At 50.4% G+C, this 26,191-nt stretch carries 20 protein-coding genes and 4 pseudogenes; 11 read left to right on the top strand and 13 right to left on the bottom strand.

From position 1 onward, the window contains the following. Window positions 1-95 precede the first annotated feature (95 nt). Both ACQ86O_RS18415 and ACQ86O_RS18410 read left to right on the top strand, forming a co-directional pair. A complete protein-coding gene (locus tag ACQ86O_RS18415) occupies window positions 96-536 on the top strand; it encodes a YkgJ family cysteine cluster protein (protein ID WP_431222303.1) in 441 nt (146 codons plus the stop codon). Window positions 537-568: 32 nt separating this feature from the next. Continuing rightward, complete coding sequence (locus tag ACQ86O_RS18410) at window positions 569-1,321, top strand: YciC family protein (RefSeq protein ID WP_431222302.1); 753 nt, start codon at window positions 569-571, stop codon at window positions 1,319-1,321. Window positions 1,322-1,368: 47 nt separating this feature from the next. Here the strand turns inward: ACQ86O_RS18410 and ACQ86O_RS18405 are convergent, their stop codons facing one another. Further along, window positions 1,369-3,072 (bottom strand): SulP family inorganic anion transporter, encoded by a 1,704-nt coding sequence (locus tag ACQ86O_RS18405; RefSeq protein WP_431222301.1) that lies wholly within the window; start codon window positions 3,070-3,072, stop codon window positions 1,369-1,371. Between the two features lie 344 nt (window positions 3,073-3,416). On the opposite strand from ACQ86O_RS18405, the gene ACQ86O_RS18400 reads away from it, so the two are divergent. Then, on the top strand, window positions 3,417-3,956 hold the full coding sequence (locus tag ACQ86O_RS18400) for a septation protein A (protein ID WP_431222300.1): 540 nt from the start codon (window positions 3,417-3,419) through the stop codon (window positions 3,954-3,956). A gap of 73 nt (window positions 3,957-4,029) precedes the next feature. Further along, window positions 4,030-4,458, top strand: a complete 429-nt coding sequence (gene yciA / locus ACQ86O_RS18395) for an acyl-CoA thioester hydrolase YciA (protein WP_431222299.1) — start codon at window positions 4,030-4,032, stop codon at window positions 4,456-4,458. A gap of 67 nt (window positions 4,459-4,525) precedes the next feature. On the opposite strand, the gene tonB is transcribed toward yciA, so the two are convergent. Further along, a complete protein-coding gene (gene tonB / locus ACQ86O_RS18390; RefSeq protein ID WP_431222298.1) occupies window positions 4,526-5,281 on the bottom strand; it encodes a TonB system transport protein TonB in 756 nt (251 codons plus the stop codon). Between the two features lie 327 nt (window positions 5,282-5,608). Here tonB and ACQ86O_RS18385 point away from each other — a divergent pair, with 327 nt between their 5' ends. Continuing rightward, a complete protein-coding gene (locus ACQ86O_RS18385; protein ID WP_431222297.1) occupies window positions 5,609-5,905 on the top strand; it encodes a YciI family protein in 297 nt (98 codons plus the stop codon). 117 nt (window positions 5,906-6,022) lie between these two features. On the opposite strand, the pseudogene ACQ86O_RS18380 reads toward ACQ86O_RS18385, so the two are convergent. Further along, window positions 6,023-6,579 (bottom strand): annotated as a pseudogene (locus ACQ86O_RS18380) (TetR family transcriptional regulator). A 121-nt stretch (window positions 6,580-6,700) separates the two neighbouring features. On the opposite strand from ACQ86O_RS18380, the gene ACQ86O_RS18375 reads away from it, so the two are divergent. Both ACQ86O_RS18375 and ACQ86O_RS18370 read left to right on the top strand, forming a co-directional pair. Continuing rightward, on the top strand, window positions 6,701-8,173 hold the full coding sequence (locus ACQ86O_RS18375; RefSeq protein WP_431222296.1) for an MFS transporter: 1,473 nt from the start codon (window positions 6,701-6,703) through the stop codon (window positions 8,171-8,173). A gap of 193 nt (window positions 8,174-8,366) precedes the next feature. Beyond that, the gene (locus ACQ86O_RS18370; RefSeq protein WP_431222295.1) at window positions 8,367-8,858 is read left to right on the top strand and encodes a Dps family protein; all 492 of its coding nucleotides are present in this window, start codon (window positions 8,367-8,369) and stop codon (window positions 8,856-8,858) included. Between the two features lie 84 nt (window positions 8,859-8,942). Here ACQ86O_RS18370 and ACQ86O_RS18365 read toward each other — a convergent pair whose 3' ends face one another. After that, a complete protein-coding gene (locus ACQ86O_RS18365; RefSeq protein WP_004945296.1) occupies window positions 8,943-9,119 on the bottom strand; it encodes a YciY family protein in 177 nt (58 codons plus the stop codon). Between the two features lie 235 nt (window positions 9,120-9,354). Here ACQ86O_RS18365 and cls point away from each other — a divergent pair. After that, a pseudogene (cls, locus tag ACQ86O_RS18360) lies at window positions 9,355-10,812 on the top strand (cardiolipin synthase). Between the two features lie 56 nt (window positions 10,813-10,868). Next, the gene (locus tag ACQ86O_RS18355) at window positions 10,869-11,192 is read left to right on the top strand and encodes an HI1450 family dsDNA-mimic protein (protein ID WP_431222294.1); all 324 of its coding nucleotides are present in this window, start codon (window positions 10,869-10,871) and stop codon (window positions 11,190-11,192) included. A 59-nt stretch (window positions 11,193-11,251) separates the two neighbouring features. Here the strand turns inward: ACQ86O_RS18355 and oppF are convergent. The 7 genes and pseudogenes from oppF to ACQ86O_RS18320 all read right to left on the bottom strand — a co-directional run bounded on the left by oppF (window position 11,252) and on the right by ACQ86O_RS18320 (window position 19,954). Beyond that, window positions 11,252-12,249 (bottom strand): annotated as a pseudogene (gene oppF, locus ACQ86O_RS18350) (murein tripeptide/oligopeptide ABC transporter ATP binding protein OppF). Next, a complete protein-coding gene (locus ACQ86O_RS18345; protein ID WP_431222293.1) occupies window positions 12,246-13,262 on the bottom strand; it encodes an ABC transporter ATP-binding protein in 1,017 nt (338 codons plus the stop codon). The pseudogene oppF and the gene ACQ86O_RS18345 overlap by 4 nt, the downstream one beginning before the upstream one ends. An 11-nt stretch (window positions 13,263-13,273) precedes the next feature. After that, the gene (oppC, locus tag ACQ86O_RS18340) at window positions 13,274-14,152 is read right to left on the bottom strand and encodes an oligopeptide ABC transporter permease OppC (RefSeq protein ID WP_431225769.1); all 879 of its coding nucleotides are present in this window, start codon (window positions 14,150-14,152) and stop codon (window positions 13,274-13,276) included. 41 nt (window positions 14,153-14,193) lie between these two features. Beyond that, entirely contained in the window at window positions 14,194-15,114 is a 921-nt protein-coding gene (gene oppB / locus ACQ86O_RS18335; RefSeq protein ID WP_431222292.1) for an oligopeptide ABC transporter permease OppB, read from the bottom strand. 82 nt (window positions 15,115-15,196) lie between these two features. Beyond that, window positions 15,197-16,834, bottom strand: a complete 1,638-nt coding sequence (gene oppA / locus ACQ86O_RS18330; protein WP_431222291.1) for an oligopeptide ABC transporter substrate-binding protein OppA — start codon at window positions 16,832-16,834, stop codon at window positions 15,197-15,199. A gap of 150 nt (window positions 16,835-16,984) precedes the next feature. Further along, a pseudogene (locus tag ACQ86O_RS18325) lies at window positions 16,985-18,620 on the bottom strand (ABC transporter substrate-binding protein). A gap of 689 nt (window positions 18,621-19,309) precedes the next feature. Next, window positions 19,310-19,954, bottom strand: a complete 645-nt coding sequence (locus ACQ86O_RS18320; RefSeq protein ID WP_431222290.1) for a YchE family NAAT transporter — start codon at window positions 19,952-19,954, stop codon at window positions 19,310-19,312. A 533-nt stretch (window positions 19,955-20,487) separates the two neighbouring features. On the opposite strand from ACQ86O_RS18320, the gene adhE reads away from it, so the two are divergent. Then, the gene (gene adhE / locus ACQ86O_RS18315) at window positions 20,488-23,175 is read left to right on the top strand and encodes a bifunctional acetaldehyde-CoA/alcohol dehydrogenase (RefSeq protein WP_431222289.1); all 2,688 of its coding nucleotides are present in this window, start codon (window positions 20,488-20,490) and stop codon (window positions 23,173-23,175) included. Between the two features lie 148 nt (window positions 23,176-23,323). Here adhE and ACQ86O_RS18310 read toward each other — a convergent pair whose 3' ends face one another. Then, window positions 23,324-23,908 (bottom strand): thymidine kinase, encoded by a 585-nt coding sequence (locus ACQ86O_RS18310; RefSeq protein ID WP_431222288.1) that lies wholly within the window; start codon window positions 23,906-23,908, stop codon window positions 23,324-23,326. Window positions 23,909-24,597: 689 nt separating this feature from the next. Between ACQ86O_RS18310 and hns the strand changes: the two genes are divergently transcribed. Further along, entirely contained in the window at window positions 24,598-25,005 is a 408-nt protein-coding gene (hns, locus tag ACQ86O_RS18305) for a histone-like nucleoid-structuring protein H-NS (RefSeq protein WP_024486694.1), read from the top strand. A 170-nt stretch (window positions 25,006-25,175) separates the two neighbouring features. On the opposite strand, the gene ACQ86O_RS18300 is transcribed toward hns, so the two are convergent. Next, entirely contained in the window at window positions 25,176-26,186 is a 1,011-nt protein-coding gene (locus tag ACQ86O_RS18300; protein ID WP_431222287.1) for an NAD-dependent epimerase, read from the bottom strand. Window positions 26,187-26,191: the final 5 nt, after the last annotated feature.

Genomic DNA, 26,191 nt, shown 5'->3' with positions numbered 1-26,191 from the left:
TTTAGATTTCAGTTGCTAAAAAAATGAGTGCTGAGTAATTTCATTATTCATGTTGGTTTTGGTTGGTGGCCGGTAAGGAGTCGGTGGCAATCAAGATGAGCGAAATTCAAAACCCCTGTACCAGCTGCGGTGCATGCTGCGGCTATTTTCGAGTGTCATTCTATTGGGCCGAAGCAGAAGATGGCGGCGGTAACGTTCCTGTTTCTATTACTGAACCCCTGACCCCTTTCCTGCGCTGTATGCAAGGCACCAACAGCGGCTCCCCGCATTGCCTGGCCTTACAGGGCGAAATCGGCCAGGCCGTTTCCTGCTCTATCTATCACAATCGGCCAAGCCCATGCCGGGAATTTGAGCAGTCAGGTGAGAATGGCCAGCGTAATGAAGCTTGCGATCGTGCCCGTGAACGTTATGGCTTGCCGCCGTTGCCTGTTTTGCTGCTATTATCGATTCCAGATACGATAATTGCGGAAGAAATCAGCGCAGTGCATCTCACGGGGTGCCACAGCGGCGCGGAACAAGGTACAATCGCCCACTGATTTATCTTTGTTCTCGACGCCAAGGAGTCTGCATGCCAATCACGGCCAACACGTTGTACCGTGACAGTTTTAACTTTTTCCGTAATCAGGTTGCCAGCATCCTGTTGTTGGCACTGCTGACCGCATTTATCTCTGTGCTGCTTAATCAGGCCTTTAGCCCGGATATTGAGCAATTGAAGATCTTGAGTGCGACAGAAAGTGATTTCACCTCAACTGCCGGTATGGGGATCCAGGAAATCATTCAGCAAATGACGCCGGAACAGCAAATGGTGCTGTTAAAAGTGTCTGCCGCCGCGACCTTCTCTGCGTTAGTGGGTAACGTATTGCTGGTTGGTGGAACGCTGACGTTGATCCGTCTGGTTTCTGAAGGCCAGCGAACCAGCGCGCTGCGTGCTATAGGCAGCTCGGCACCCCAACTGTTGGGTTTACTGTTGCTGCTGTTTATCTGCACGTTGCTGATCCAGCTTGGCCTGACGCTGTTTATCGTACCCGGCGTGATCATGGCGATTTCGTTCTCGTTGGCACCGGTTATCTATTTTGCCGATCGTAAGGGCGTATTTGCTTCCCTGAGATTGAGTTGCAAGCTGGCCTTTGCCAACGCACGGGTGATCGTGCCTGCCATGATGTTATGGCTGGCCGCCAAACTGCTGGTGCTGTTTATGGTCAGCCATTTGTCGGTGTTGACACCTAACGTCGCCAGCGTGGTGCTGACCGCCTTGAGCAATCTGGTCTCGGCCCTGCTGCTGATTTATCTGTTCCGCCTGTATATGTTACTGCGCGGCTGATGATTGGCTAAGAAGTTAAAGGGCACGCCTTGGCGTGCCCTTTTTGCTTACTGCGCCGGGACTGGCTCGGCATGTTCCTTACTTTGTATCAGCTTCAGTGCCAGATAGAGATCGGGCACCAGGATCAGATCCTGATCGCGCCCAACCCGATTGATGCGAAACCACCGTGTCAACTCGGTACGCCGCCCGGCCAACACCAGCTTAACGTTACGCTGTAACAAATCACGTTTGAGTTCGTCAATCGCCGCCAGTACGCTGATATCTGCATGAGTAAAGCTGGCAACCGCATCAATCACCACCCAGCGCGGCTGGAACGGCGTGCTGTCCACCAGGTTAAGGATCCGCCGTTTGAAATAAGCCACGTTAAAATAGGTCAAGGGGGAATTAAAGCGATACATCATCACGCCCTGTACCGCTTTGATCCCGTTGTTATTCCCCATCGAGTGGATCATGCCCTCATCATTGACGCCCAGCAGTTGCTCCGTTGGGCGAAAGACGGTGCGTAAAAACTGCATCAACCCGAGTAATACCGCCAAACCGATACCGCTGATCACCCCTACCAACAGCACGCTGACGAAGGTAAATACCGCCAGACGAAACGCCTGGCTGTTGCGCCGACGCAATATCCAGATACCGCGGATATCGATCAATGACCAGGCCGCGTACATCAGAACAACACCTAATCCCGCAACCGGAATAAATTGCAATGGGGCCGTCAGGAACAGCAACACAATGCCGATCATCACCGCGGCAATAATCGACACCAACTGGCTCTTACCGCCGTTGGCATCGTTTACCGCAGTGCGTGAGTCAGCTCCGCTGATAGCGAAACCCTGCGATAGCGCAGAGACAATATTTACCAGCCCCAACGCCCGGAACTCTGCGTCTGCATTAACTTCATAACCATTTTTTGCCGCAAAACTGCGTGCGGTGAGCATCATGCTGACAAAACTGACCACCGCCAGGTTTAACGCCGGGATCACCATGTCACGCAGTAAACCCGGTTGGAAATCCGGCCACTGAACCACCGGCAACCTACCGCTGAAACCGCCCACGGTAATAATACCGTGCTGTTGTAAATTGCCAGCCCAGGTGACGAACGTCGCCAACACAATGGCAAACAGCGGAGCTGGCCAGTTAGGACGCAGTTTTTTAACGCCAACCAATGTCACCAACGTTAACAATGAAATGCCCATAGTCTGCCAATCGCTGTGCAGCAAATTACCGGGCAAAGCATAAATACGTTCGATCAGTTGCGCAGGTGGCATGCCAAATCCCAGCACTTTTCCTATCTGATCGACAATAATCGTTACCGCCACCCCGTTCAGCAGCCCACTGAGTATCGGGCGCGAAAGCAGATCGGCCAAAGCACCCAGCCGGAACCGGCTCGCCAACAGACACCAGGCCCCCGTCATTGCGGTCATCATGATGGTGAGCTGCCAATGCAACTCCATGCTTCCCGCTGCCAGCGGCGTTACGACCGCAGCGATCACCGCGCAGGTTGCCGCATCCGGCCCGACAATCAACTGGCGTGACGAACCAAAAATGGCATAGGCGATCATGGGTAAAATACAAGAGTAAAGCCCCACCACCGGGCTGACACCGGCCAACTCGGCATAGGCGATGGCGACAGGCAACGCGACGGCGGCCACCGACAATCCGGCACGGATATCCGGCTTCAGCCAACTGCGTTCATATCCTAATAAATGCGTCAAACCAGGCGTCAGGGTCTGGAGAGATTTCCACTGCATAGCTATTTTCCATGGTAAATTATCGGGCTATTATGGCGCTTAATATGCGATGTACAATACCCGTCGCCTTTCAAGCTGCAGCGTTGTTATCTGCTCCCACTCCCCCAACCACTGACTTAAGTGAGCGCCAGGGAATGAGTGAGCTGGGTACCAGCTGCAATTCGAAATTCATTGGGTATAACCGCACAAGCAATTAACAACGCTGGCAATCGTAAGTTTATGCAAATTCCTGCCTTGGCAGCGGAAATCTGGCAGATAAACGCCGATAATCAGCCCCTTCCTGCGGTACACAGATCCCGCCGAATCCGGTATAGTCGGCCGATGAACTTATGATGGATTGATTTATGAAGCAGTTTCTTGATTTTCTCCCACTGATTGTCTTTTTCGTTGTTTATAAGCTGTACGATATTTACGTCGCCTCCGGCGCCCTGATCGCTGCCACTGCCTTAACTCTGATCTTCACCTGGCTCAAATACCGTAAGGTTGAGAAGATGACGCTGATCACCTTCGCTATGGTGGCAGTGTTTGGTACGCTGACTCTGGTTTTCCACAACGATCTCTTTATCAAATGGAAAGTCACCGTGATCTACACCCTGTTCGCTCTGGCGCTGCTGATTAGCCAACTGGTACTGAAGAAGCCGCTGATCCAACGCATGTTGGGTAAAGAACTGACTTTGCCGGATAAAGTGTGGGGCACGCTTAACGTCGCCTGGGCCATTTTCTTCCTCGCTTGCGGCTTGGCGAATATCTATGTGGCTTTCTGGTTACCGCAGAGCGTCTGGGTGAATTTCAAAGTGTTTGGCCTGACGGTGCTTACGCTGGTATTTACCCTGTTGAGCGGTATCTATATCTACCGCCACATGCCGCAAGAACAGAAAAAATAGTTACGATTTGTCATGCCTGTAGCATTGGCTGCAGGCTGCATAAGTTGATCCTTTTTTGATAAAGCAGATTTTAATGACAGAACAACGACCTTTACCCAGCGGTGAGCTGGTGCTGCGCACGCTGGCGATGCCGGCAGATACCAATGCCAACGGTGATATTTTCGGCGGCTGGCTGATGTCACAAATGGATATTGGGGGCGCGATCCTGGCTAAAGAGATTGCAGAAGGCCGCGTAGTCACCGTGCGGGTAGATGGAATGACTTTCCTCAAGCCCGTAGCCGTTGGCGATGTGGTTTGCTGTTATGCCAACTGTATCCGTACTGGCCGTAGCTCCATCACCGTAAACATCGAAGTGTGGGTAAAAAAGGTTTCCTCCGCCCCTATCGGCCAACGTTACCGCGCCACAGAAGCCGTATTTACCTATGTCGCGGTAGATGAAGCTGGCGGCCCACGCGCCTTACCGGATGGCAAACTGAACTTCCATGCTGGCCTGGAAGAATAAGCCAACGCCAGATAGCAAAAAGGTCGCCAGTATGAGGCGACCTTTTTATTTATTGCAATAAACTCAATCAATTAACATTTGTTGAGCCATCTATTTTGAAGACGATAGTCTTCGTCAGATTTTGTGCGGTTTTTGCCTCATAACGCCATTTACGCATCACCTGTTTAACTTCACGCTCAAACATATTGCGTGGTTCAGCAGACAGAATACGCACGTTGCTCACCCGCCCATCGCTATCGATGTCATATTGCACTTTGACCTTGCCTTCAATCTGCAACGCCAATGCGCGAGGCGGATAAATCGGTTTCGCCAAACTCAGCGCTTTCGGCCCCAGCTCACGGGAATTACCTGGCACTGGCGCGGTTGGAGCCTGTTTGGCGAGTGCCTTATCGACTGGCTTGGCATCAGATTCACTTTTAAACGGTGAAGGCTCATGTGGCTCAGTTTTCTTCACTTCACGTTTGACCGGTTTCTCAACTTTTGGCTTCGGTTTTGGCTTCGGCTTGGGTTTTTCTGGTTCAGGTTTCGGGATCGCCACTGGGACCGGCAGGGGCGGCTCAGGCTCCGGGATCGGTTCAGGTTCAGGTTCAGGCTCCGGTTCAACCTGCGGCTCAGGTTCTGCCGCTGCTGGCGGTGGCGGTTCTGCCAACGCAACCATATTAACCATAGTGACGCTGATAGGGGCATCTTCCTGCTTGGGCAGCTCCATCACTTGCATGACAGAGGCATAGAGCAAGGCGGCCACCAGGGCGCTGTGTAAGCCAACGGAGAGCACAATTGGCACGGAAAAACGGCGAATAAGGAACATCTTTTTTTGCGGCATAATGATTCTGTTTCCTCTGGTCCGCCAAGTTTAAATGCAAATAGCAATCATATTCAATAACGAAAGACAAACTATCGCTCTTATCGGCATTACCAGGCGTTAAAACCCGCAAACTCATGGCGATATTAACTTTTACTTAGCGTTTCTCGGGTGCTTTCCACACGGATATTTAACCTTTGCTTCCCATCTGCCCAAAATAAAAAAGACCCTGTTGGGGGTTTTTCCCCGTTACCATAAAATAATTTTGTGCAGATTGCCGTTCCCTTGCCACGCGTTTTACGTTACTTTGTCCTTACCGTTCTATGGTAATGATTTTAAAGGTGAAATATGCTTTATTTGATCTACGCACAAGACGTACCCGGCACACTGGAACAGCGCCTGGCCGCCCGCCCGGCACACCTTGCCCGCCTGCAGGCGTTGCGTGATGAAGGCCGGCTGGTGATCGCCGGCCCCAACCCCGCCATCGACAGTAACGATCCTGGCCAAGCCGGGTTTACCGGTTCAACCGTTATTGCGGAATTTGCTTCGCTGGGGGCAGCACAGACCTGGGCAGAACAAGACCCTTATGTTGGCGCGGGTGTGTATGCCCAAGTCACGGTAAAACCCTTTAAACAGGTTTTCTAGGTAAAAAAAGCCAGCACGGAGGTGGCTGGCTAAAATAGTGGGTTTTTCGAGGGAATATTTTTTGTTTACTAACCATACTCGCCAGGCGTAATTGCCGCCATCTATCACTGCAATAGGTTAATCTTTGCTAGCAGAATCAGTAAGAACCCACTTTTGTATATCGGCAAACATGTCTTCCCATTCCTGCTGATTGATATCCATAAAACCAAAGAACCGCAGCATAAAAGCGCCTTCAGTTGCCAAGAATGCCAAACGCGCCTTTCTGTCCTGCTCGCTATCCAGATCCAGCCCGGCGATACGACCGCGATACCACTCCCGCGTGCTGTCCAGATGTTCTGGCGTCTGTATCAAAGTGGCCATCAATCCGGCAGCTTTGGCACTCGATGCCTGATCGGAGTTACGGGTAGCCTGCATATGCGCCTGGACAATCGTTAACGGTGCCGGGTCGCTGCCCGCAATACTGTCAAAAACCTGTTCATAGGCTTTCCCCCAGCGGTCAAACATGGCGTCAATCAAGGCATCTTTGCTGCCGAAACAGTATTGAACTCCCCCTTGGAGATCCCCATGGCTTTAGCCACCGAATCAATGGTCAATCCTGCTGCGCCTTGGGTCGCTACGATCTCCTCGGCGGTATCCAGGACTTTGTCACGATCGATACTCCGTTGACGGCCCATTGAGAAATCCTCTTTTCAATACGTACGTATGGATTTATATTATACCCGTCATTCATCAAAAACACGGGTGAATAACCGTAAGATGGCGCAGCCGCGCTGTCGGTTTACTAGGATACTCTTTATGCACGCCCAAAACCGCTGGTTGATCCTGGCCATGATCTCCAGTGCGCTATTTTTAATCATTACCGATATGACGGTACTTTATACCGCGTTACCCCGCCTGACCCAGGCACTGGATGCCAACGCCTCACAAAAGTTGTGGATCGTTAACGCCTATCCGCTGGTCGTAGCTGGCTTATTGCCGGGCGCGGGTATGTTAAGCGATAGAATTGGCCACAAGAAGATGTTTATTGCCGGGCTGCCTGTCTTTGCCCTGGCCTCACTGTGCGCCGCGTTTTCCCCCAGCGCGCAACTGTTGATTGCTTCGCGGGCTTTCCTGGCCATTGGTGCCGCGATGATGATGCCTGCAACGCTGTCTATCGTACGTCACGTCTTTACCGATGAACGCGAACGTGCGCTGGCTATTGGTATCTGGGCTGCAGTTGCAAGCGGTGCGGCCGCGCTCGGCCCGGTGGTTGGCGGTGTTTTATTGTCCTACTTCTGGTGGGGTGCCGTGTTTCTGATCAACGTACCGGTGGTGACGCTGGTATTACCGCTTGCCTGGTACTTTATCCCCCAATGTGGTGGCGACAATAAACGCCCTTGCGACTTTGTCAGTTCATTGCAAATCATGCTTGGTCTGGTGGCGTCTATCTATGCACTGAAAGAATTAAGCAAACCGCTTTTCTCTTTAAGCGATTTCGCCGTTGCTGCGGCTGTTGGAGCGCTGTTCCTGACCCTGTTTTTCCGCCGCCAACGCCGTATCCAACACCCGATGATTGATTTCTCACTGTTCCGCAATCGCCTGTTTACCAGCGGTGTGTCCGTGGCGATCGTTTCAATGATCGCTCTGGTCGGGGTCGAACTGGTGTTAAGCCAGCGTTTGCAGTTGGTGTTGGGTATGACGCCGTTGATGGCGGCACTGTTTATTTTGCCAATTCCCGTCGCTTCTGCACTTGCTGGCCCTCTAGCCGGCGCGCTGCTGCCCCGTTACGGTGAACGCTACATGCTGGTAGGCGGTTTTGTGCTCACCGCTTTAGGGATTGCCGGTATCGCCCTGCTGTATCAAGGCAATGTCATTATGCAACTGGTCTGTCTGTTTGTGGTTGGCTTTGGCCTGGGCGGTGCGATCACCGCCGCCTCTACGGCAATTATGCTAAATGCCCCCGAAGAGAAAGCGGGCATGGTTGCAGCCATTGAAGACGTCTCTTGGGAGCTGGGTGGCGTGCTGGGTATCACGCTATTGGGGGGATTAATGACGGCAGTTTATAGCCATAGTCTGGTATTACCGGCCAATTTACCCGCCGGAGAACTGGCCTATGACAGCATAGATGAAGCTTTAAGGTTGGCAGGCAATATGGGAGCAGACAGCGCGGAAAGGCTGATACACCTGGCTCGGAGCGCCTTCGATCAGGCATTTATTGCCGTGCTGGTCGCCGCAGCTTTACTAACCAGCCTGAGCGCCGGTGTTTTAAAATTGGCTCTGCGCCGCTGAAAGCAAAATTATTTTCACCGTTAAAGTATTGCGCATATACTTTTGTTGCTTGCTCAATGGGGCCATCGCTATTGGTTTTAACGATTAAATTAATGGTTTATATCGTCTTTAACTACCTGATGCGCCCAGCTAATCTGTTTGTATGGATATCATTTCATAGTGAATCGGAATAAATAATCAGGAGAAGATTATTATGGCAACGGCAAAGAAAGCAGCAAAAACACATATCGGTCTGGATACCAAACAATCGGCAAAACTCTCTGAAGCCTTGAACGCACTGCTGGCTAACTACCAGGTGCTGTACATGAATGTGCGCGGTTACCACTGGAATATTTCCGGCCCGCATTTCTTTGAATTGCATGTGAAGTTTGAAGAGACCTATAACGATCTGCTGACCAAGGTCGACGAATTGGCAGAACGCATTCTGACGTTAGGTTCACAACCACGCCACGCTTTCAGTGACTACCTGAAAACTGCAGATATTAAAGAAGATACTAACGTCACTGACGATAAAGGCACCCTGCGCGGCTTGTTAGACGGTTACGCCATCTTGTTACAGCAGCAGCGGGCATTGCTGACACTGGCAGCAGATGCCGGTGATGAAGGCACTTCCTCCCTGATGAGCGATTACATCAAAGAGCAGGAAAAACAGGTATGGATGCTGAACGCCTACCTGGGTAAATAAAAACTGCAGTTCTTCCAACCACCCGAAAACCCTGTTTGGGGTGGTTGTCATTCCTCTGACAGCCCCGATTGGGGCTGTTTTGCTTTACCACTCGTAAGCCACCACAAACAGTAATGCCCGACGGTGCTGGTCGTCCAGCCGCCGGCGCACACGAATAATATGCCGGTTACTGCATGACTGACGTTCCAGCCAACGGTGCCTACGGCGCTGGCTTTGGCGCAACATCCGCCAGCGACCCACTTCGTTTCTACTGCGTCTCATTTTTTGTTACCCATCAATGCCAACCGCGGGCATTATAGCCTTTTCAATCGGTGATCCAAGCGGCCAATCACCACTGCTTTTCGCCATTTCTGGTCAAAAAGTATGGTTTTCATTTATGGCAAGTGCCTTTCGTCAATCATTTTTATGTAACTTAACTACCGATAAAAGGTTTCACCTTTGTTGTTCTGTGCGTACACTCTTTATTGATCGTTTGCGAATGGGATTTTTCGCCTTTATGACAACATTTTATACCGTAATCAGTTGGCTCCTTGTGTTCGGCTACTGGCTGCTTATCGCCGGGGTGACATTACGTATTCTTATGAAACGACGTGCTGTTCCCTCAGCTATGGCCTGGCTGCTGGTTATCTATATTCTTCCCTTATTTGGTATCGTGGCTTATTTATCTTTCGGAGAGCTGCATTTAGGTAAACGCCGCGCCGAGCGGGCCAAAGCCATGTGGCCTTCTACCGCCCGCTGGCTGAATCAGCTCAAAGAAAGTGAGCGCATTTTTGCGACAGAATACAGCGACGTGGCCCGCCCACTGTTTCAACTTTGCCACCACCGCCAAGGCATTGACGGGGTCAAAGGCAACCAACTGCAACTGCTGACCACCACCGACTCGACCTTGAATGCTCTGGTGCGGGATATTGAGCTGGCAAGGCACAACATCGAAATGGTGTTCTATATCTGGCAACCCGGCGGGCAGGTGGATCAGGTCGCCGAATCTTTGATGGCGGCAGCGCGTCGCGGCGTGCATTGCCGCCTGATGCTGGACTCTGCGGGTAGCCTGCAATTTTTCCGCAGCCCTTATCCAGGCATGATGCGTAATGCAGGTATCGAGGTGGTTGAAGCTCTCAAGGTTAACCTGTTCCGTGTCTTCCTGCGCCGGATGGATTTACGCCAGCACCGTAAAGTGGTGCTGATCGATAATTACATTGCCTACACCGGCAGCATGAACATGGTCGACCCACGCTTCTTTAAACAGGACGCCGGAGTTGGCCAGTGGATCGATCTGATGGCGCGCATGGAAGGCCCGGTCTCCACCACCATGGGCATTGTTTATGCCTGTGACTGGGAGATCGAAACCGGGAAACGAATTCTGCCCCCCACCTGATGTCAATATCATGCCGTTCGAACAAGAGAGCGGCCACACCATCCAGGTGATAGCTTCTGGCCCGGGGTTCCCCGAGGAGATGATCCACCAGGCGCTGTTGACGGCGGTTTACTCCGCACGCGAGCAGTTGATCATGACCACCCCCTACTTCGTGCCAAGTGACGATCTGCTGCATGCCATCTGCACGGCAGCGCTACGCGGTGTTGAAGTGAGCATTATCGTACCGCGCGTTAACGATTCGATGATGGTGCGCTGGGCCAGCCGTGCCTTCTTCTCGGAGCTGCTGGAAGCGGGTGTGAAAATCTATCAGTTTGAAGGCGGTTTGCTGCATACCAAGAGCGTGCTGGTTGACGGCCAACTCAGTTTGGTAGGCACGGTCAACCTGGATATGCGCAGCCTATGGTTGAACTTTGAAATCACGCTGGTGATTGACGATGACGGTTTCGGCAGCGATCTGGCCTGCGTGCAAGATGACTATATCGCCCGCTCACAATTGCTGGACGCTAAAGAATGGCTCAAGCGTCCTTTCTGGCACCGTATTGTCGAACGTCTTTTTACTTTTTCAGCCCGTTGCTGTAAAAGCGGCAACGAGCATGGTTTAATAACGCCAAATTATTTGTTATCAGGGTTTTTATATGGACTTGAATAATCGCCTTACCGACGACGAAACACTGGAGCAGGCTTACGATATTTTCCTGGAGCTGGCTGGTGACAATCTGGATCCGGCGGACATTCTGCTGTTCAATCTGCAGTTTGAAGAACGCGGCGGCGCAGAGCTGTACGATCCGGCGGAAGATTGGCAGGAGCATGTGGATTACGATCTGAATCCAGACTTCTTTGCCGAAGTAGTGATCGGGCTGGCAGACAGCGATGGTGAACCAATAAACGACGTGTTTGCCCGCGTATTGATATGCCGCGAGAAAGAGAACAAACTTTGCCACATTCTGTGGAAAGAATAAGGCGGTTACCGGCTTAAAAAACCTGCCGATTGGCAGGTTTTTTATTGATAATCACCCAGTTAGAGCGGGTCGACCTTCAGGCAGGACACCGCGTGGCGGAAGCTCCCTCCAACAGCGGACGCGTCTTGGCACATTCTGGCCCGGCGATCGGGCAGCGGGTACGGAACACGCAGCCCGAAGGCGGATTGATCGGTGATGGCAGCTCACCTTCCAGCAACTGGATCTGCTTATTCTTTTCCTTGTCCGGATCCGGGATAGGGACCGCCGACATCAGCGCCTTGGTATAAGGATGCTGCGGGTTATGATACACCTCGTCATAGGTGCCCAACTCCACGGCATGCCCCAAATACATCACCAATACGCGGTCAGAAATATGTTTCACCACCGCCAGATCGTGAGCGATAAAGATCAGCGAAAGCCCCATCTCACGCTGCAGTTGCTGTAACAGATTGACGACCTGTGCCTGAATAGACACATCCAATGCAGAAACCGGCTCATCACAAATCACCAGCTTGGGCTCCAGGATCAAAGCCCGGGCGATACCGATACGCTGGCACTGCCCGCCTGAAAACTCATGAGGATAACGGTTGATCAGGTTCGGCAATAAACCTACCTTCAGCATCATCGCCTTAACCTTATCCTTCACTTCCTGACGCGGCATTTTAGGATTATAGGTGCGTAACGGTTCTGCAATAATCTCACCAATGGTCATGCGAGGATTGAGCGAAGCCAAGGGATCCTGGAAGATCATCTGGATATCACTGCGCGTTTTGCGCCAATCAGCATCGTTCATGCCCAGCAGATCGTTACCCAGCCAAGCCACACGACCACTGGTTGCCTTCACCAGGCCGATAATCGCTCGTGCGAACGTGGACTTACCACAACCCGATTCCCCCACCACCCCCAGCGTTTCACCTTCAAACAGACGCAAAGTGACACCATCAACCGCCTTCAGCGTTTTTGGTGCTTGCCAGAACCACTGTTTTTCATCATGAATAGCGAAGTGAACTTTCAGGTCTGCTACTTCGAGCAGCACTTTTTTATCCGTTGCTGTCATACCAACGCCTCCACCGGCTTGAAGCAGGCGCGCAGACGCCCTTCACCAAACTGCTCCAATGGCGGAGCGCTAGCACACTGTTCCATCGCATATGGGCAACGCGGCTGGAACGGGCAACCTTTCGGTAAACGCAGCAGGTTCGGTGGATTTCCTGGTATGGTCATCAGGGATTCGCCTTCGGCATCCAGGCGGGGTACCGCATTGAGCAGGCCGATAGAGTAAGGATGGCTTGGGTGATAAAATACATCACGTGCGCTGCCATACTCCATCGTCCGGCCAGCGTACATCACCAGCACCTTATTGCAGATCCCTGCCACCACGCCCAGGTCATGGGTGATCATGATGATCGCCGTATTAAATTCACGTTTCAGTTCATTGAGCAGCGTCATGATCTGTGCCTGTACGGTCACGTCCAGCGCGGTGGTCGGCTCATCGGCAATCAGTAATTTTGGCCTGCATAACAGCGCCATGGCGATCATCACCCGCTGGCGCATACCGCCTGAGAATTCATGCGGGTACATACGCATGCGCTTGCGGGCTTCGGGCATTTTAACCGCATCGAGCATGCGTACCGACTCTTCAAACGCCTCGCTTTTGCTCATTTTTTTGTGCTGCATCAGCACTTCCATCAATTGCTCACCGACACGCATGTAGGGGTTCAACGAAGTCATCGGGTCTTGGAAGATCATCGAAATCTCTTCTGCCCGCAGCTTGTTGAGCTGTTTTTCTGGCAGGTTGAGGATCTCACGACCGTTGAATTTCGCCGAACCGCCAATGCGGCCATTACTGGCCAGTAACCCCATCAACGCAAACGCGGTCTGCGATTTACCCGAACCGGATTCACCGACGATACCCAAGGTTTCACCTGCACGCAGATCAAAGTTGAGATCGTTAACGGCGGTGACATCGCCGTCCGGCGTACCAAAGGTGACACTCAAGTCTTTGACGTCCAGCAGCAGCGGCGCTGCGTTGCCGATGCTGGTTTGTAACTGAGGACTTTCAATAATGCTCATGATTGCACTCCTTAACGATCTTTCGGGTCGAGGGCATCACGCAAACCATCGCCGATAAAGTTGAAACAAAACAGAGTGACAACCAGGAAACAGGCCGGGAACAGCAGCAACCAAGGTGAAACTTCCATCGAGTTGGCGCCATCGCTCAACAATGCCCCCCAACTGCTCAATGGTTCCTGAGTTCCCAACCCCAGGAAGCTGAGGAAGGATTCAAACAGGATCATACTCGGCACCAGCAGCGAGGCATAAACCACCACCACGCCCAGCACGTTTGGCACGATATGCCGCAGAACGATATTGCGGGTAGAAACGCCACACACCAACGCCGCTTCAATAAACTCTTTACGTTTAAGGCTCAGCGTCTGCCCACGAACAATACGCGCCATATCCAGCCAAGACACCATGCCGATCGCCACAAAGATCAGCAGGATGTTTTGCCCGAAGAAGGTCACCAGCAGGATCACAAAGAACATAAACGGGAAGGAGTTGAGGATCTCGAGTAAACGCATCATCACCGAGTCGGTCTTCCCGCCCAGATAACCAGACAGTGAACCGTACAAGGTGCCAACCACGACGGCGACCAACGCCGCAGCCACACCTACCATCAGGGAAATACGACCGCCAATGGCTACGCGCACCAACAAATCGCGGCCCGAAGAATCGGTACCGAAATAGTGAGCAGATTCGAGATTCGGTGCTGCCGACATCATGGCCCAATCGGTGTCATCATAAGCAAATTGTGACAGCCAGGGGGCACAGACGACAAACAGGGTAATCAACGCCAACACGAACAGGCTGGTCACCGCCGCGCGGTTATGCATAAAGCGGCGGCGAGCATCCTGCCATAGGCTGCGCCCTTCAACTTCCAGCCTCTCGCTGAAGTTTTCCAGAGCTTCGCTATTTTTTTCGTCAACATCTTGCGTGCTCCAGCTTAGTAACGGATTTTCGGATCGATCACGGCATACAACACGTCAACGATCGCATTAAACAAAATGGTCAAGCCCCCAACCAGAATAGTCAGGCTCAACACCAGCGAATAGTCACGGTTCAATGCCCCGTTGACGAACAACTGACCAATACCGGGCAGACCAAAAATGGTCTCAATCACCATCGAACCAGTGATAATACCGACAAACGCTGGCCCCATATAAGACAGCACCGGCAGTAGCGCAGGTTTGAGCGCATGGCGGAAGATGATGTGGCGCATCGGTAAGCCTTTGGCGCGAGCGGTACGAATAAAGTTGGAGTGCAGAACCTCAATCATCGAACCACGCGTGATACGGGCGATACTGGCGATATAAGCCAGAGACAGCGCCACCATCGGCAGGATCATGAACTTCAGTGCCCCACCATTCCAACCGCCACCGGGTAGCCATTTCAACGTGATGGCGAAGATAAGTACCAGCAAGGGCGCGACCACAAAACTGGGGATCACCACGCCAGTCATGGCGAATCCCATCACCGTATAATCCCACTTGGTGTTCTGATTCAGTGCGGCGATCACACCGGCACTAACCCCAAACACCACCGCCAGCAGGAAGGCGGCAAATCCCAATTTGGCAGAGACGGGGAAAGAAGCCGCTACCAGGTCATTGACCGAATAATCTTTATATTTGAACGAAGGGCCAAAATCACCTTTCGACAGTTGTACCAGATAGTGCCCGTACTGTTTCCAGATTGGGTCGTTGAGATGATATTTGGCTTCAATGTTGGCCATCACTTCGGGTGGCAACGCACGCTCGCCGGTAAATGGGCTGCCGGGCGCGAGGCGCATCATAAAGAACGAAATAGTGATGAGAATAAATAGTGTCGGGATCGCCTCTAACAAGCGACGAAATATAAATTTAAGCATTGCCCTAACCCTGTGCTTGAGCCTGATAACGGCTTATATTCTTAAAATTGGCTGGCGACCGGTGCCGCCAGCCTTTACCGTATCAATGTTTGATGATGTACAGGTTTTTGTCGTACACGTTATCAAGTGGGTCTTTGCCGGTGTAACCGCCAACATAAGGTTTCACCAGACGGGCATTTACATAGTAATAAACCGGAACGATGGCAGAGTCTTTATCCAACTGAACTTCGGCTTGCTGATAGAGCCCTGCCCGCTCATCTTTGTTTTTGGCAGCGATGGCATCAGACATCAGCTTGTCGAATGCCGGGCTCTTATAGTGAGGGGTGTTACTGCTACTGTCAGACAGCATCATATTCAGGAAAGAGCTTGGTTCGTTATAGTCGGCACACCATGCCGCACGTGAGACATCATAAGTCCCCTGGTGACGGGTATCGAGGAAGGTTTTCCACTCCTGGTTCACCAGTTTCACATCCACACCCAGGTTTTTCTTCCAGATTGAGGCGGCGGCAATCGCCAGCTTTTTGTGAAGATCCGAGGTGTTATACAACAGTGAGAACGTCAAAGGTTTATCCGGGCCGTAACCGGCTTCGGCCAGCAGTTTTTTGGCTGCTGCGTTACGTTGATCCTGGGTCCATCCAAACCACTCAGGTGGTGTCAATTTCGCACCATCAGTGTAAGGCGGTGTGAAACCATAGGCGGGCAGATCGCCCTGGTTCTTCACTTTATTGGTAATAATGTCGCGATCCATCCCCAGCTTCAGCGCCTCACGCACGCGAGCATCGGTAAATGGCGCTTTCTGGTTGTTGATTTCATAGTAATACGTGCACAGATAAGGGTCGACATGCACCTGATCCGGAATTTCTTTCTTCAGCTTCTGGAACAGTTCGATCGGCATGTTGTTATAGGTCATGTCGATTTCGCCGGTGCGATAGCGGTTGACGTCTGTCACTTCTGAAGAGATCGGCAGGAAGGTGACTTTATTAATGATGGTTTTCGCGTTATCCCAATATTCCGGGTTACGTTCCAGCACGATACGTTCGTTAACTACCCAGTCTTTCAGCTTGTAGGCACCATTGCTGACGTAGTTTTGTGGCAGGGTCCATTTCTCACCAAACTTTTCTACTGCTTCTTTATATACCGGCTTCATGGCGTAGTGTGGCGTCATCTCTACCAGATAAGGTACCGGCTCGGTCAGAGTCACCTGGAAGGTATGATCATCAATGGCTTTTACGCCCAGGGTTGATTTGTCTTTTTTACCGGCAATGATGTCATCCACGTTCTCGACGTGGGCATATTGCAGATAGCTGGCGTAAGGAGAGGCGGTTTTCGGATCGACCACACGCTGCCAGCTATAGACGAAATCCTGCGCGGTAACTGGCTGGCCATTCGACCATTTTGCGTTTTTACGCAGGTGGAAAGTCCACACTTTAAAATCTTTGTTATCCCAGCTTTCTGCGACACCCGGGACAATTGAACCGTCCACGTCATTGTTCGCCAGGCCTTCTATCAAATCACGGGTAACGTTGTTTTCCGGTACGCCCTCAATTTTATGCGGGTCAAGAGATTGCACTTCGGAACCGTTGTTCTTAACGATTTCCTGCTTTTCTGCCAGTTGCACGCCCGCTGGCACTTCTGCCGCAAATGCACTTCCGGTTGTGGTAATGCCTAGCGCCGCAATAATGCCTGCCGCCAGCAATGTTTTTTTCGTGATGTTGGTCATTGTTAAACTCCAGTTTTTATTATCACAGAGCCATCGTGGGATCTGCGTTGCCCGTTGAACGGGGGTTGCATTGGCTGGACACCGTTGAACGAAACGGCGCTGCCTTTTCCTGGTATTACCAACCATTGTCAGCGTCAGTAATGCCGTTAATTACTGTTTTATGATGTAAAGGTTTTTCACATCGATGTAATCAAGGGATCTTTACCGGTAAATCCCCCAACCGTAGGTTTAACCAGCCGGGTACTGACCCGGTAATAAACCGGCACCATGGCGGAGTCCCGATCGAGCATCGCTTCCGCCTGCTGATATATGGCCGCGCGAGCAGCGGCATCGGGTGCCTTCAGGGAGCTGGCCATCAACGCATCAAACGCCGGATTTTTATAGAAGAAGGTATTATTGCTGCTGTTGGAAAACAGCATATTCAGAAATGCACTTGGTTCGTTGTAATCACCGCACCAGGTTGCCCGCGCAATATCAAACTGCCCTTCGTGACGGCTTTGCAAAGAGGTTTTCCACTCCTGGTTTTGCAAGGTCACCTCGGCACCGAGGTTTTTCTTCCACATAGAGGCGGCGGCGATGGCCTGCTGCTTATTCTGATCGGAAGTGTTGTACAGCAGCGTAAATTTAAGCGGTTTTTGCGCATTGTAACCGGCTTCGGCCAAGAGTTTTTTCGCCGTTAGGTTGCGTTTTTCCTGCGACCACCCTGCCCATTCAGGCTGGCTGAAAGAGCCGCCCTCAATAAAGGTTGGCGTGAAACCGTAGGCCGGGATTTGGCCCTGGCCCATGATCTTGTTGGCAATGATGTCGCGATCCAGCGTCAGTTTGACTGCAGCACGCACTCGCTTGTCGGTAAACGGCGCCCGCTGGTTGTTGATTTCATAGTAGAACGTGCACAGATAAGGGTTAACGTGCAGTTGCTCCGGGATCTCCCTCTTCATCTTCACGTACAGATTCGGTGGAATGGCGCTATTGGTGATATCGATTTCACCGCTGCGATAACGGTTAATATCGCTTACCTCAGAAGCTAACGGCAGGAAGGTGGCCTGCTCGATCACCGTTTTTTCATTATCCCAGTAGCTTGGGCTGCGTTCGAGGACGATATGTTCGTTGACTACCCATTGTTTTAAACGATAGGCCCCGTTGCCAACGTAGTTTTGCGGTAATGTCCATTTGTCACCAAACTGCTCTACTGCCGACTGCTTCACCGGCTTCATTGATGTGTGTGCGAGCATGCTGACAAAATATGGCACAGGTTCACTTAGCATCACCTTCAGCGTTTTATCATCTACGGCGGTGACGCCAAGCGACTGCGGTGGTTTTTTCCAGAAAGAATATCGTCAATATTCTCAATTTTGGCGTACTGCAGGTAGCTGGCATAGGGCGAACCGGTTTTGGGATCTGCCAGACGCTGCCAGCTGTAGACGAAATCCTGCGCGGTTACCGGCGAACCATCGCTCCAGACCGCGTCTGGGCGCAAATGAAAGGTCCAGCTTTGAAAACCGTTATTTTCCCAGCGTTGTGCCACCGCCGGTGCAAGGTGACCGTTGGCATCGGTGCTGACCAGCCCTTCGAGCAGGTTAAGAATAATATTACTTTCAGGCACCCCTTCTACTTTATGCGGATCCAACGAGGCCACTTCCGAACCGTTGTTGATCACGATGCTCTGCTGCGCTGCCAGTTGCCCCCCGGCAGGTATCTGCGCCGCCAGGCTACTGCTACTGACTGCCGCCCCCAACACTGCCGCAATGATGCCAGCCAGCGGCTGATACTTCGTTATTTGCTGCATTGTTCGAGCTCCTTTCACCAAATAGGGCGATATAGCAATAATTGTGAAATGTTTAACACCAGTTCTAAATAAGCTGATACCAGCAATAATCATTCCTACTTTACGCACCGAAGATCGGTTTTATTCGTCAGAAAGTTGCTCGGAAATTAGCAGAAGCAAAAATCCATAGCTAATAAATTTTACAAAAATGTTAAGCATTTCTCTTTTACTGCTTCACCGCACGTCAAACAAGACGGTACTTCACCTGCTTATTGAGAAAATAACTATCTGATTTGTCTATAAAATCAAAAAAGAATCTTCTCATAGGCCCTATAGCAATGGCATGACGCCTCAAAAGAAACATTCGGTTAACAAAAACACCATTAAAAGAATAAATACCTGCCTAGGGGTAGTTAATCACTAATATCACCTGTATGAAGCGGAGACAAGCCCTACAGTATTATGTGACTAAATTAACAGCAATTTTAACATCTAAGGAGAAAAACTCACAGGATGGCGGCTATGTGAAAGGTTGGAAATAACAAACAGGTGATTTATTAAGCGATGAAATGAGATTTGCGCCACAGAACGGTGCAATAGCGTAAAAAGCAGCCAGACTCTGCACTATATAAGGGAAAAACGAATTTGATTTTAATCATTAAAAAAGATTTAAAGCCGGGACAGAACTAATTCCCGGCTGTATACCCGGTTCAGAGCAGACCAGGGAATATGGCCTTAATGCCGGTAACAATAAATTCTATCCCTAAAGCCATCAGCAACAACCCCATGATACGTGTAATGACGTTGATACCCGTTTGCCCCAACAAGCGTACTAACAGCGGCGCAGCACGGAACAATAGCCAACAGCAAAACGCAAACAGGGCAATGGCCACTGTAAAACCTAACAGATTTTGCCAACTGTGATAACGGGAGCTCCAGACAATGGTGGAACTGATCGCACCAGGACCGGCCATCAACGGCAACGCCAAAGGAACCACACCGATACTTTCGCGGATCGCGCTCTCTGATTTTTCCTGCTTGTTCTGTTTGTCCTCCCCCAACTTGCCGCTGATCATCGACATGGCAATGGTGACCACCAGGATCCCGCCAGCAATACGGAACGAGTCAATAGAGATACCAAACACGCGCAAGATGGCCTCCCCCAAAAACAGCGAAGTCCATAAAATAATTGCCACCGACAGGTTTGCCGTCAGGTTGGTTTTGTTACGCCCTACTTCCGCCTGGTAACTGGTCATACTGATAAATACCGGCAGAATGCCGACCGGATTTACCAGCGCAAACAGTCCAACAAAGAACTTGATGTAGCCGGAAAAATCCAACAGAGATTGGCCCACGAAAAACTCCGCATTAATAGCTTTCAAAAGAGACACTGCCGATGCGCGCTAATGTAATAGAATTGCGCATGGTAATCCATCCGCCCAAGCAGCATTTTTCTCTAGCCCTACATAATGTTACAAAACAATTCTCCATTGTTAAGTTTTTGTATGGGCATTGATGTTTTAAGTGTCAAAGCTGAAGCAACATCTCAGTTGTTGATAATTACTCTCAACAAATAATTGCTGAAAGGTGTCAGCTTGCGATTTTTATGATGTAAATCACAAAATAACTACTCAGGAATAGGTAAGCTCTTAGTCGTAGTCAAAAGGTAGAACAAGCAGTCCAGACCGAGTAAGTCCTGTTTTTTGTTCCACTTTGTTTCCGATATCAGATCTCGCGCTTGGTAAAGCTCTTTAAGTAAATCAGCAGTATGAGTCGTTAAGTCTGGGAAGCGACGGTTGATTGACAGACGCCTTCTTCCCCTCTGTCTATACTAGTTGCTCGAACGGCTTATTTACTGAAAGAGTTTAACATTTATCAGGAGAGCATTATGGCTGTAACGAATCTTGCTGAATTGAACGAGCTAGTAGCGCGTGTCAAAAAAGCCCAGCGTGAGTATGCCAACTTCTCGCAAGAGCAAGTCGATAAAATCTTCCGCGCCGCTGCCCTGGCCGCTGCCGATGCCCGTATTCCGCTGGCCAAAATGGCCGTCGAAGAATCAGGTATGGGTATCATTGAAGATAAGGTCATCAAAAACCACTTCGCTTCTGAATACATTTATAACGCTTATAAAGATGAAAAGACCTGCGGTATCCTCTCTGAAGACGATACTTTCGGTACCATCACTATTGCAGAGCCTATTGGCCTGATTTGCGGTATCGTCCCTACCACCAACCCTACTTCTACTGCCATCTTCAAAGCGCTGATCAGCCTGAAGACGCGTAACGGGATTATTTTCTCCCCACACCCACGTGCGAAGAACGCCACCAACAAAGCTGCTGATATCGTTCTGCAGGCGGCTATCGCTGCTGGCGCACCAAAAGACATCGTAGGTTGGATTGATCAGCCAACGGTTGAATTGTCGAACCAGTTGATGCATCACCCGGACATTAACCTGATCCTGGCAACCGGTGGCCCAGGCATGGTTAAAGCGGCCTACAGTTCTGGTAAGCCAGCTATCGGTGTAGGTGCCGGTAACACCCCGGTTGTCGTCGATGAAACTGCCGACATCAAACGTGTTGTTGCCTCTATTCTGATGTCAAAAACCTTCGACAGCGGCGTAATCTGCGCATCTGAACAGTCCGTTATCGTGGTTGACTCTGTGTATGATGCAGTTCGCGAACGTTTCGCCTCCCACGGTGGCTATATGCTGCAGGGTAAAGAGCTGAAAGCCGTTCAGGACATCATCCTGAAAAACGGTGGTCTGAACGCCGCCATCGTTGGTCAGTCTGCACCAAAAATCGCTGAAATGGCGGGTATCAAAGTGCCAGCCAGCACCAAGATCCTGATCGGTGAAGTGAAGCTGGTTGATGAAACCGAGCCGTTTGCACATGAAAAACTGTCGCCTACCCTCGCCATGTATCGTGCAAAAGACTTTGAAGATGCCGTTAGCAAAGCCGAAAAGCTGGTTGCCATGGGCGGTATCGGCCACACCTCTTGCCTGTATACCGATCAGGACAACCAGACCCAACGTGTTGAGTATTTCGGCGACAAAATGAAAACCGCACGTATCCTGATCAACACCCCGGCCTCTCAGGGTGGGATCGGTGACCTCTACAACTTTAAACTCGCTCCGTCGCTGACATTGGGTTGCGGTTCATGGGGTGGTAACTCCATCTCTGAAAACGTCGGACCAAAACACTTGATCAACAAGAAAACTGTAGCGAAGCGAGCAGAAAACATGTTGTGGCATAAACTCCCTAAATCAATCTACTTCCGCCGTGGCTCACTGCCAATCGCGCTGGAAGAAGTGGCTACCGACGGGGCAAAACGCGCCTTTATCGTGACCGACCGCTACCTGTTCAATAATGGCTATGCCGACCAGATCACCAAAGTTCTGAAGTCGCACGGTATTGAAACTGAAGTGTTCTTTGAAGTAGAAGCTGACCCAACGCTGAGCATCGTACGTAAAGGTGCCGAGCAGATGAACTCCTTCAAACCAGACGTGATTATCGCACTGGGTGGCGGTTCACCCATGGATGCGGCGAAGATCATGTGGGTGCTGTACGAACATCCTGAAACCCACTTCGAAGACCTGGCGCTGCGCTTTATGGATATCCGTAAGCGTATCTACAAGTTCCCGAAAATGGGCGTGAAAGCGAAGATGATCGCCGTCACCACCACTTCAGGTACCGGTTCAGAAGTGACTCCGTTTGCGGTTGTTACCGATGACGCTACCGGCCAGAAATACCCACTGGCAGACTATGCTCTGACTCCGGATATGGCGATTGTTGATGCCAACCTGGTGATGAACATGCCTAAATCCTTGTGCGCCTTTGGCGGCCTGGATGCAGTAACTCACGCCCTGGAAGCTTACGTTTCCGTACTGGCAAACGAATATTCAGACGGCCAGGCGCTACAAGCCCTGAAACTGCTGAAAGAATACTTGCCTACCAGCTATAGAGAGGGCGCGAAGAACCCGGTTGCTCGTGAGCGTGTACACAACGCTGCCACTATCGCCGGTATCGCGTTTGCCAACGCCTTCCTGGGGGTGTGCCACTCAATGGCCCACAAACTGGGTTCAGAGTTCCATATTCCACACGGCCTGGCTAACGCCATGTTGATCTCTAACGTTATTCGTTATAACGCTAACGACAACCCAACCAAGCAGACCGCATTCAGTCAGTATGACCGTCCGCAGGCTCGTCGTCGCTACGCAGAGATCGCAGACCATCTGGGTCTGAGCGCTGCCGGTGACCGCACGGCTCAGAAGATCGAAAAACTGCTGAAATGGCTCGATGAGATCAAGGCAGAACTGGGCATTCCTACTTCTATCCGCGAAGCGGGTGTGCAGGAAGCCGACTTCCTGGCGAAGGTCGACAAACTGTCTGAAGACGCATTTGATGACCAATGTACCGGCGCTAACCCGCGTTATCCACTGATTGCCGAACTCAAGCAAATCTTGCTGGATACCTTCTATGGCCGCGAGTTCAGCGAATCCGAAGAAGAGACCGTGGTCGCAGCACCCGTTGCAGCCAAAGCGGAAAAAAGTCCAAGAAATAACCGTTCTCTGAGCTGACAAAAAACCCGTCGAAAGACGGGTTTTTTTATGTTCCGCTTATAGCGCACCTAACGGATTTTGCGCCTTTCAGATGACCACCCGACGTTACCCGAAGAGAGGCACCGCAAATGCGACAGAAGCCCACTGCTGGGCTCCAGTGAAGGTATTACTCTTGAGTCTTTATCGCTTCCTTGTAATGCTTGCGGCAGACGGATACGTAGCTTTCATTGCCACCGATAACGACCTGCTCCCCCGCATGCATCGCCCTGCCATCCTCCCCCAGCCGCAAAACCATATTGGCTTTGCGCCCACAGTGGCAAATGGTCTTCAGTTCAACCAGTTTATCTGCCCAGGCTAACAGATGGTGGCTACCCACAAACAGCTCACCAAGAAAATCGGTGCGCAATCCATAACACAGCACCGGAATATCCAGTTGATCTACCACCTCACAAAGCTCTTCGACCTGCCCTTTGGTCAGGAACTGGCTTTCGTCCACCAGAACGCAGTGTACCGGCTTCTGCTGGTGCTCCTGATTAATCATTGCATACAGTTGAGTCTGGTTATTATAAAGCTGTGCCTGCGACGAGAGCCCAATCCTTGAACTCACCTTGCCAACACCAAAGCGATGGTCGATCTCGGCGGTAAACACCAGCGTTCGCATACCACGTTCTTGATAGTTATATGAAGATTGTAATAGCGCCGTAGATTTCCCCGCGTTCATCGCAGAGTAATAAAAATAAAGTTGAGCCATAAGGCCGCGACTCCAGTGGTATAAGATATATTCAGTCAAAGATGCAGGCTGACAGTCTAGCATATCCCATAGGCAGACTCAGCCCGTGATCCACCCATTATCAGCAAGCGGGTAAATAGTCCGGCTTTCAAATGAAACGTCTTGCCGGCTCACTGTCCATTTTTACATCTATTTACAGGATGTACCGATTTCTTTGAACACTATTAATTATTGCTAATGATTAACCTAACTCATTAATGGTTATGTGAAGAGTGCCAGCAAGCGCCTTCCTAACGTTTACTGACCCTATTAAATGTAGTGATGACAATTCTGTTGAGGTTAATTGAAACCTTTACAACTCGGTCTTACCTGAGGTTATCTTTTCCCTATCTCCCCTTTTTTACAATGTTAGCCCTTGTCAGGTAGTGAGTAAGACCACAAATCCATCGTCACACTGTTATAGAACATAATTATAACGAGCTAACAAAATGACTTTTAGTTCCACGCATAGAGCACACCTGTTGAAAATTTAGCTTAAAAGCATGTAGCGTAATAGTTAGATTCACAGGCGATATTAGTCGGACAGTTCTCAATATCGGTTTTTTTAAAGGTAAATTTACTGACTCTTTCCAATTTGGCTATTGCAGAAAAGAAAAGAGCACTCTATTATTATCCAGACGCCCCCACCAATATAATTTGAGACTAGTATAATGAGCGAAGCATTAAAGATTTTGAACAACATCCGTACTCTACGTGCACAGGCAAGAGAATGCAGCCTGGAAACACTGGAAGAGATGCTTGAGAAACTGGAAGTTGTTGTAAACGAACGTCGCGAAGAAGATAGCCAGGCTCAAGCAGAAATTGAAGAGCGCACTCGTAAACTGCAGCAATACCGCGAAATGCTGATCGCGGACGGTATTGATCCAAACGAACTGCTGCAAACTATGGCTGCAACTAAAGCCGCTGGTAAAGCAAAGCGTGCTGCACGCCCAGCTAAATACCATTACAAAGATGAAAACGGCGAAATGAAAACCTGGACTGGCCAGGGCCGTACTCCAGCTGTGATTAAGAAAGCTATCGAAGAGCAAGGTAAATCGCTGGACGATTTCCTCCTGTAATAGCATTTTTGATTACCTTTGAAAGGCTCCTTACAGGAGCCTTTTTGTTTTGTAACGTCTTAAAATGGTGCAGTTTCCAGGTAGTTAATAGCGACGCTTAATGAAAATTCTTATGCTGCAGGAAACAAAAAGGGGCCAAAGCCCCTTTATTTATCATGTTTATCGTTCACTTACTGAACGTTATAAAATGCCTTATACCATTGCACAAAACGTTTGACCCCTTCACCTACGCTGGTTTCTGGTTTAAACGCGATAGTTTGGTAAAGTTCTTCGGTATCTGCACTGGTATCCATCACATCACCCGGTTGCATTGGCAGCATATTTTTACGTGCGGTGATGCCTAATGCCTGTTCCAATGCATGAATATATTCCATCAGCTTCACTGGGCTGCTGTTGCCAATATTATAAACATGGTATGGCGCAGAGCTGGTTGCTGGCGATCCCTCCTCCACCGTCCAATTGGCATTGGGTTGTGGCACGATATCCTGTAAACGCACCACTGCTTCGGCAATATCATCAATGTAGGTAAAATCACGATGCATTTCGCCGTGGTTATATACATCAATACTCTCGCCAGCCAACATCGCCTTGGTGAATTTAAACAACGCCATGTCAGGGCGCCCCCAAGGGCCATATACCGTGAAAAAGCGTAGCCCGGTAGTTGGGAGCCCATATAAATGTGAATAGCTGTGTGACATCAGCTCATTGGCTTTTTTAGTTGCCGCATACAGTGAAACCGGGTGATCGACCGAGTCATTGGTCGAAAAGGGAAGCTTACGGTTAAGACCATATACTGAACTGGAAGATGCGTATAACAAATGTCCTACTTTATTATGCCGACAACCTTCAAGGATGTTCAAATGGCCAATCAGGTTGGAATCAGCATAGGCTAGTGGGCGCTCTAATGAATAACGTACTCCAGCCTGAGCCCCCAGATGAATGACCCGCTCAAACTGCTGCTCCGCAAAAAGATCTGCAATACCTGTGCGATCGGCCAAATCCAGTTTGAAAAACTGAAATGCTGGCTTATTAACCAGCAGGTCGAGCCGGGCTTGTTTCAGGCTGATATCATAATAATCATTCAGGTTATCGATACCGACAACCTGATGCCCAGCGGCTAACAAACGCTCCGCGACGTGAAAACCAATAAACCCTGCCGCACCTGTGACCAGGAATTTCATGCTCA

The organism is Serratia sp. L9 (assembly GCF_050632285.1).
GTDB lineage: Bacteria > Pseudomonadota > Gammaproteobacteria > Enterobacterales > Enterobacteriaceae > Chania.
This window is presented reverse-complemented; position numbering and strand designations above follow the sequence as displayed.

Coding starts and splice junctions, on each gene's coding strand:
- ACQ86O_RS18345 (WP_431222293.1), bottom strand. CDS start 13,262: ATGAGCATTATTGAAAGTCCTCAGTTACAAACCAGCATCGGCAACGCA.
- ACQ86O_RS18385 (WP_431222297.1), top strand. CDS start 5,609: ATGCTTTATTTGATCTACGCACAAGACGTACCCGGCACACTGGAACAG.
- tonB (WP_431222298.1), bottom strand. CDS start 5,281: ATGCCGCAAAAAAAGATGTTCCTTATTCGCCGTTTTTCCGTGCCAATT.
- ACQ86O_RS18300 (WP_431222287.1), bottom strand. CDS start 26,186: ATGAAATTCCTGGTCACAGGTGCGGCAGGGTTTATTGGTTTTCACGTC.
- ACQ86O_RS18415 (WP_431222303.1), top strand. CDS start 96: ATGAGCGAAATTCAAAACCCCTGTACCAGCTGCGGTGCATGCTGCGGC.
- ACQ86O_RS18365 (WP_004945296.1), bottom strand. CDS start 9,119: ATGAGACGCAGTAGAAACGAAGTGGGTCGCTGGCGGATGTTGCGCCAA.
- ACQ86O_RS18405 (WP_431222301.1), bottom strand. CDS start 3,072: ATGCAGTGGAAATCTCTCCAGACCCTGACGCCTGGTTTGACGCATTTA.
- ACQ86O_RS18355 (WP_431222294.1), top strand. CDS start 10,869: ATGGACTTGAATAATCGCCTTACCGACGACGAAACACTGGAGCAGGCT.
- oppA (WP_431222291.1), bottom strand. CDS start 16,834: ATGACCAACATCACGAAAAAAACATTGCTGGCGGCAGGCATTATTGCG.
- ACQ86O_RS18410 (WP_431222302.1), top strand. CDS start 569: ATGCCAATCACGGCCAACACGTTGTACCGTGACAGTTTTAACTTTTTC.
- ACQ86O_RS18310 (WP_431222288.1), bottom strand. CDS start 23,908: ATGGCTCAACTTTATTTTTATTACTCTGCGATGAACGCGGGGAAATCT.
- adhE (WP_431222289.1), top strand. CDS start 20,488: ATGGCTGTAACGAATCTTGCTGAATTGAACGAGCTAGTAGCGCGTGTC.
- yciA (WP_431222299.1), top strand. CDS start 4,030: ATGACAGAACAACGACCTTTACCCAGCGGTGAGCTGGTGCTGCGCACG.
- oppB (WP_431222292.1), bottom strand. CDS start 15,114: ATGCTTAAATTTATATTTCGTCGCTTGTTAGAGGCGATCCCGACACTA.
- ACQ86O_RS18400 (WP_431222300.1), top strand. CDS start 3,417: ATGAAGCAGTTTCTTGATTTTCTCCCACTGATTGTCTTTTTCGTTGTT.
- hns (WP_024486694.1), top strand. CDS start 24,598: ATGAGCGAAGCATTAAAGATTTTGAACAACATCCGTACTCTACGTGCA.
- ACQ86O_RS18375 (WP_431222296.1), top strand. CDS start 6,701: ATGCACGCCCAAAACCGCTGGTTGATCCTGGCCATGATCTCCAGTGCG.
- ACQ86O_RS18370 (WP_431222295.1), top strand. CDS start 8,367: ATGGCAACGGCAAAGAAAGCAGCAAAAACACATATCGGTCTGGATACC.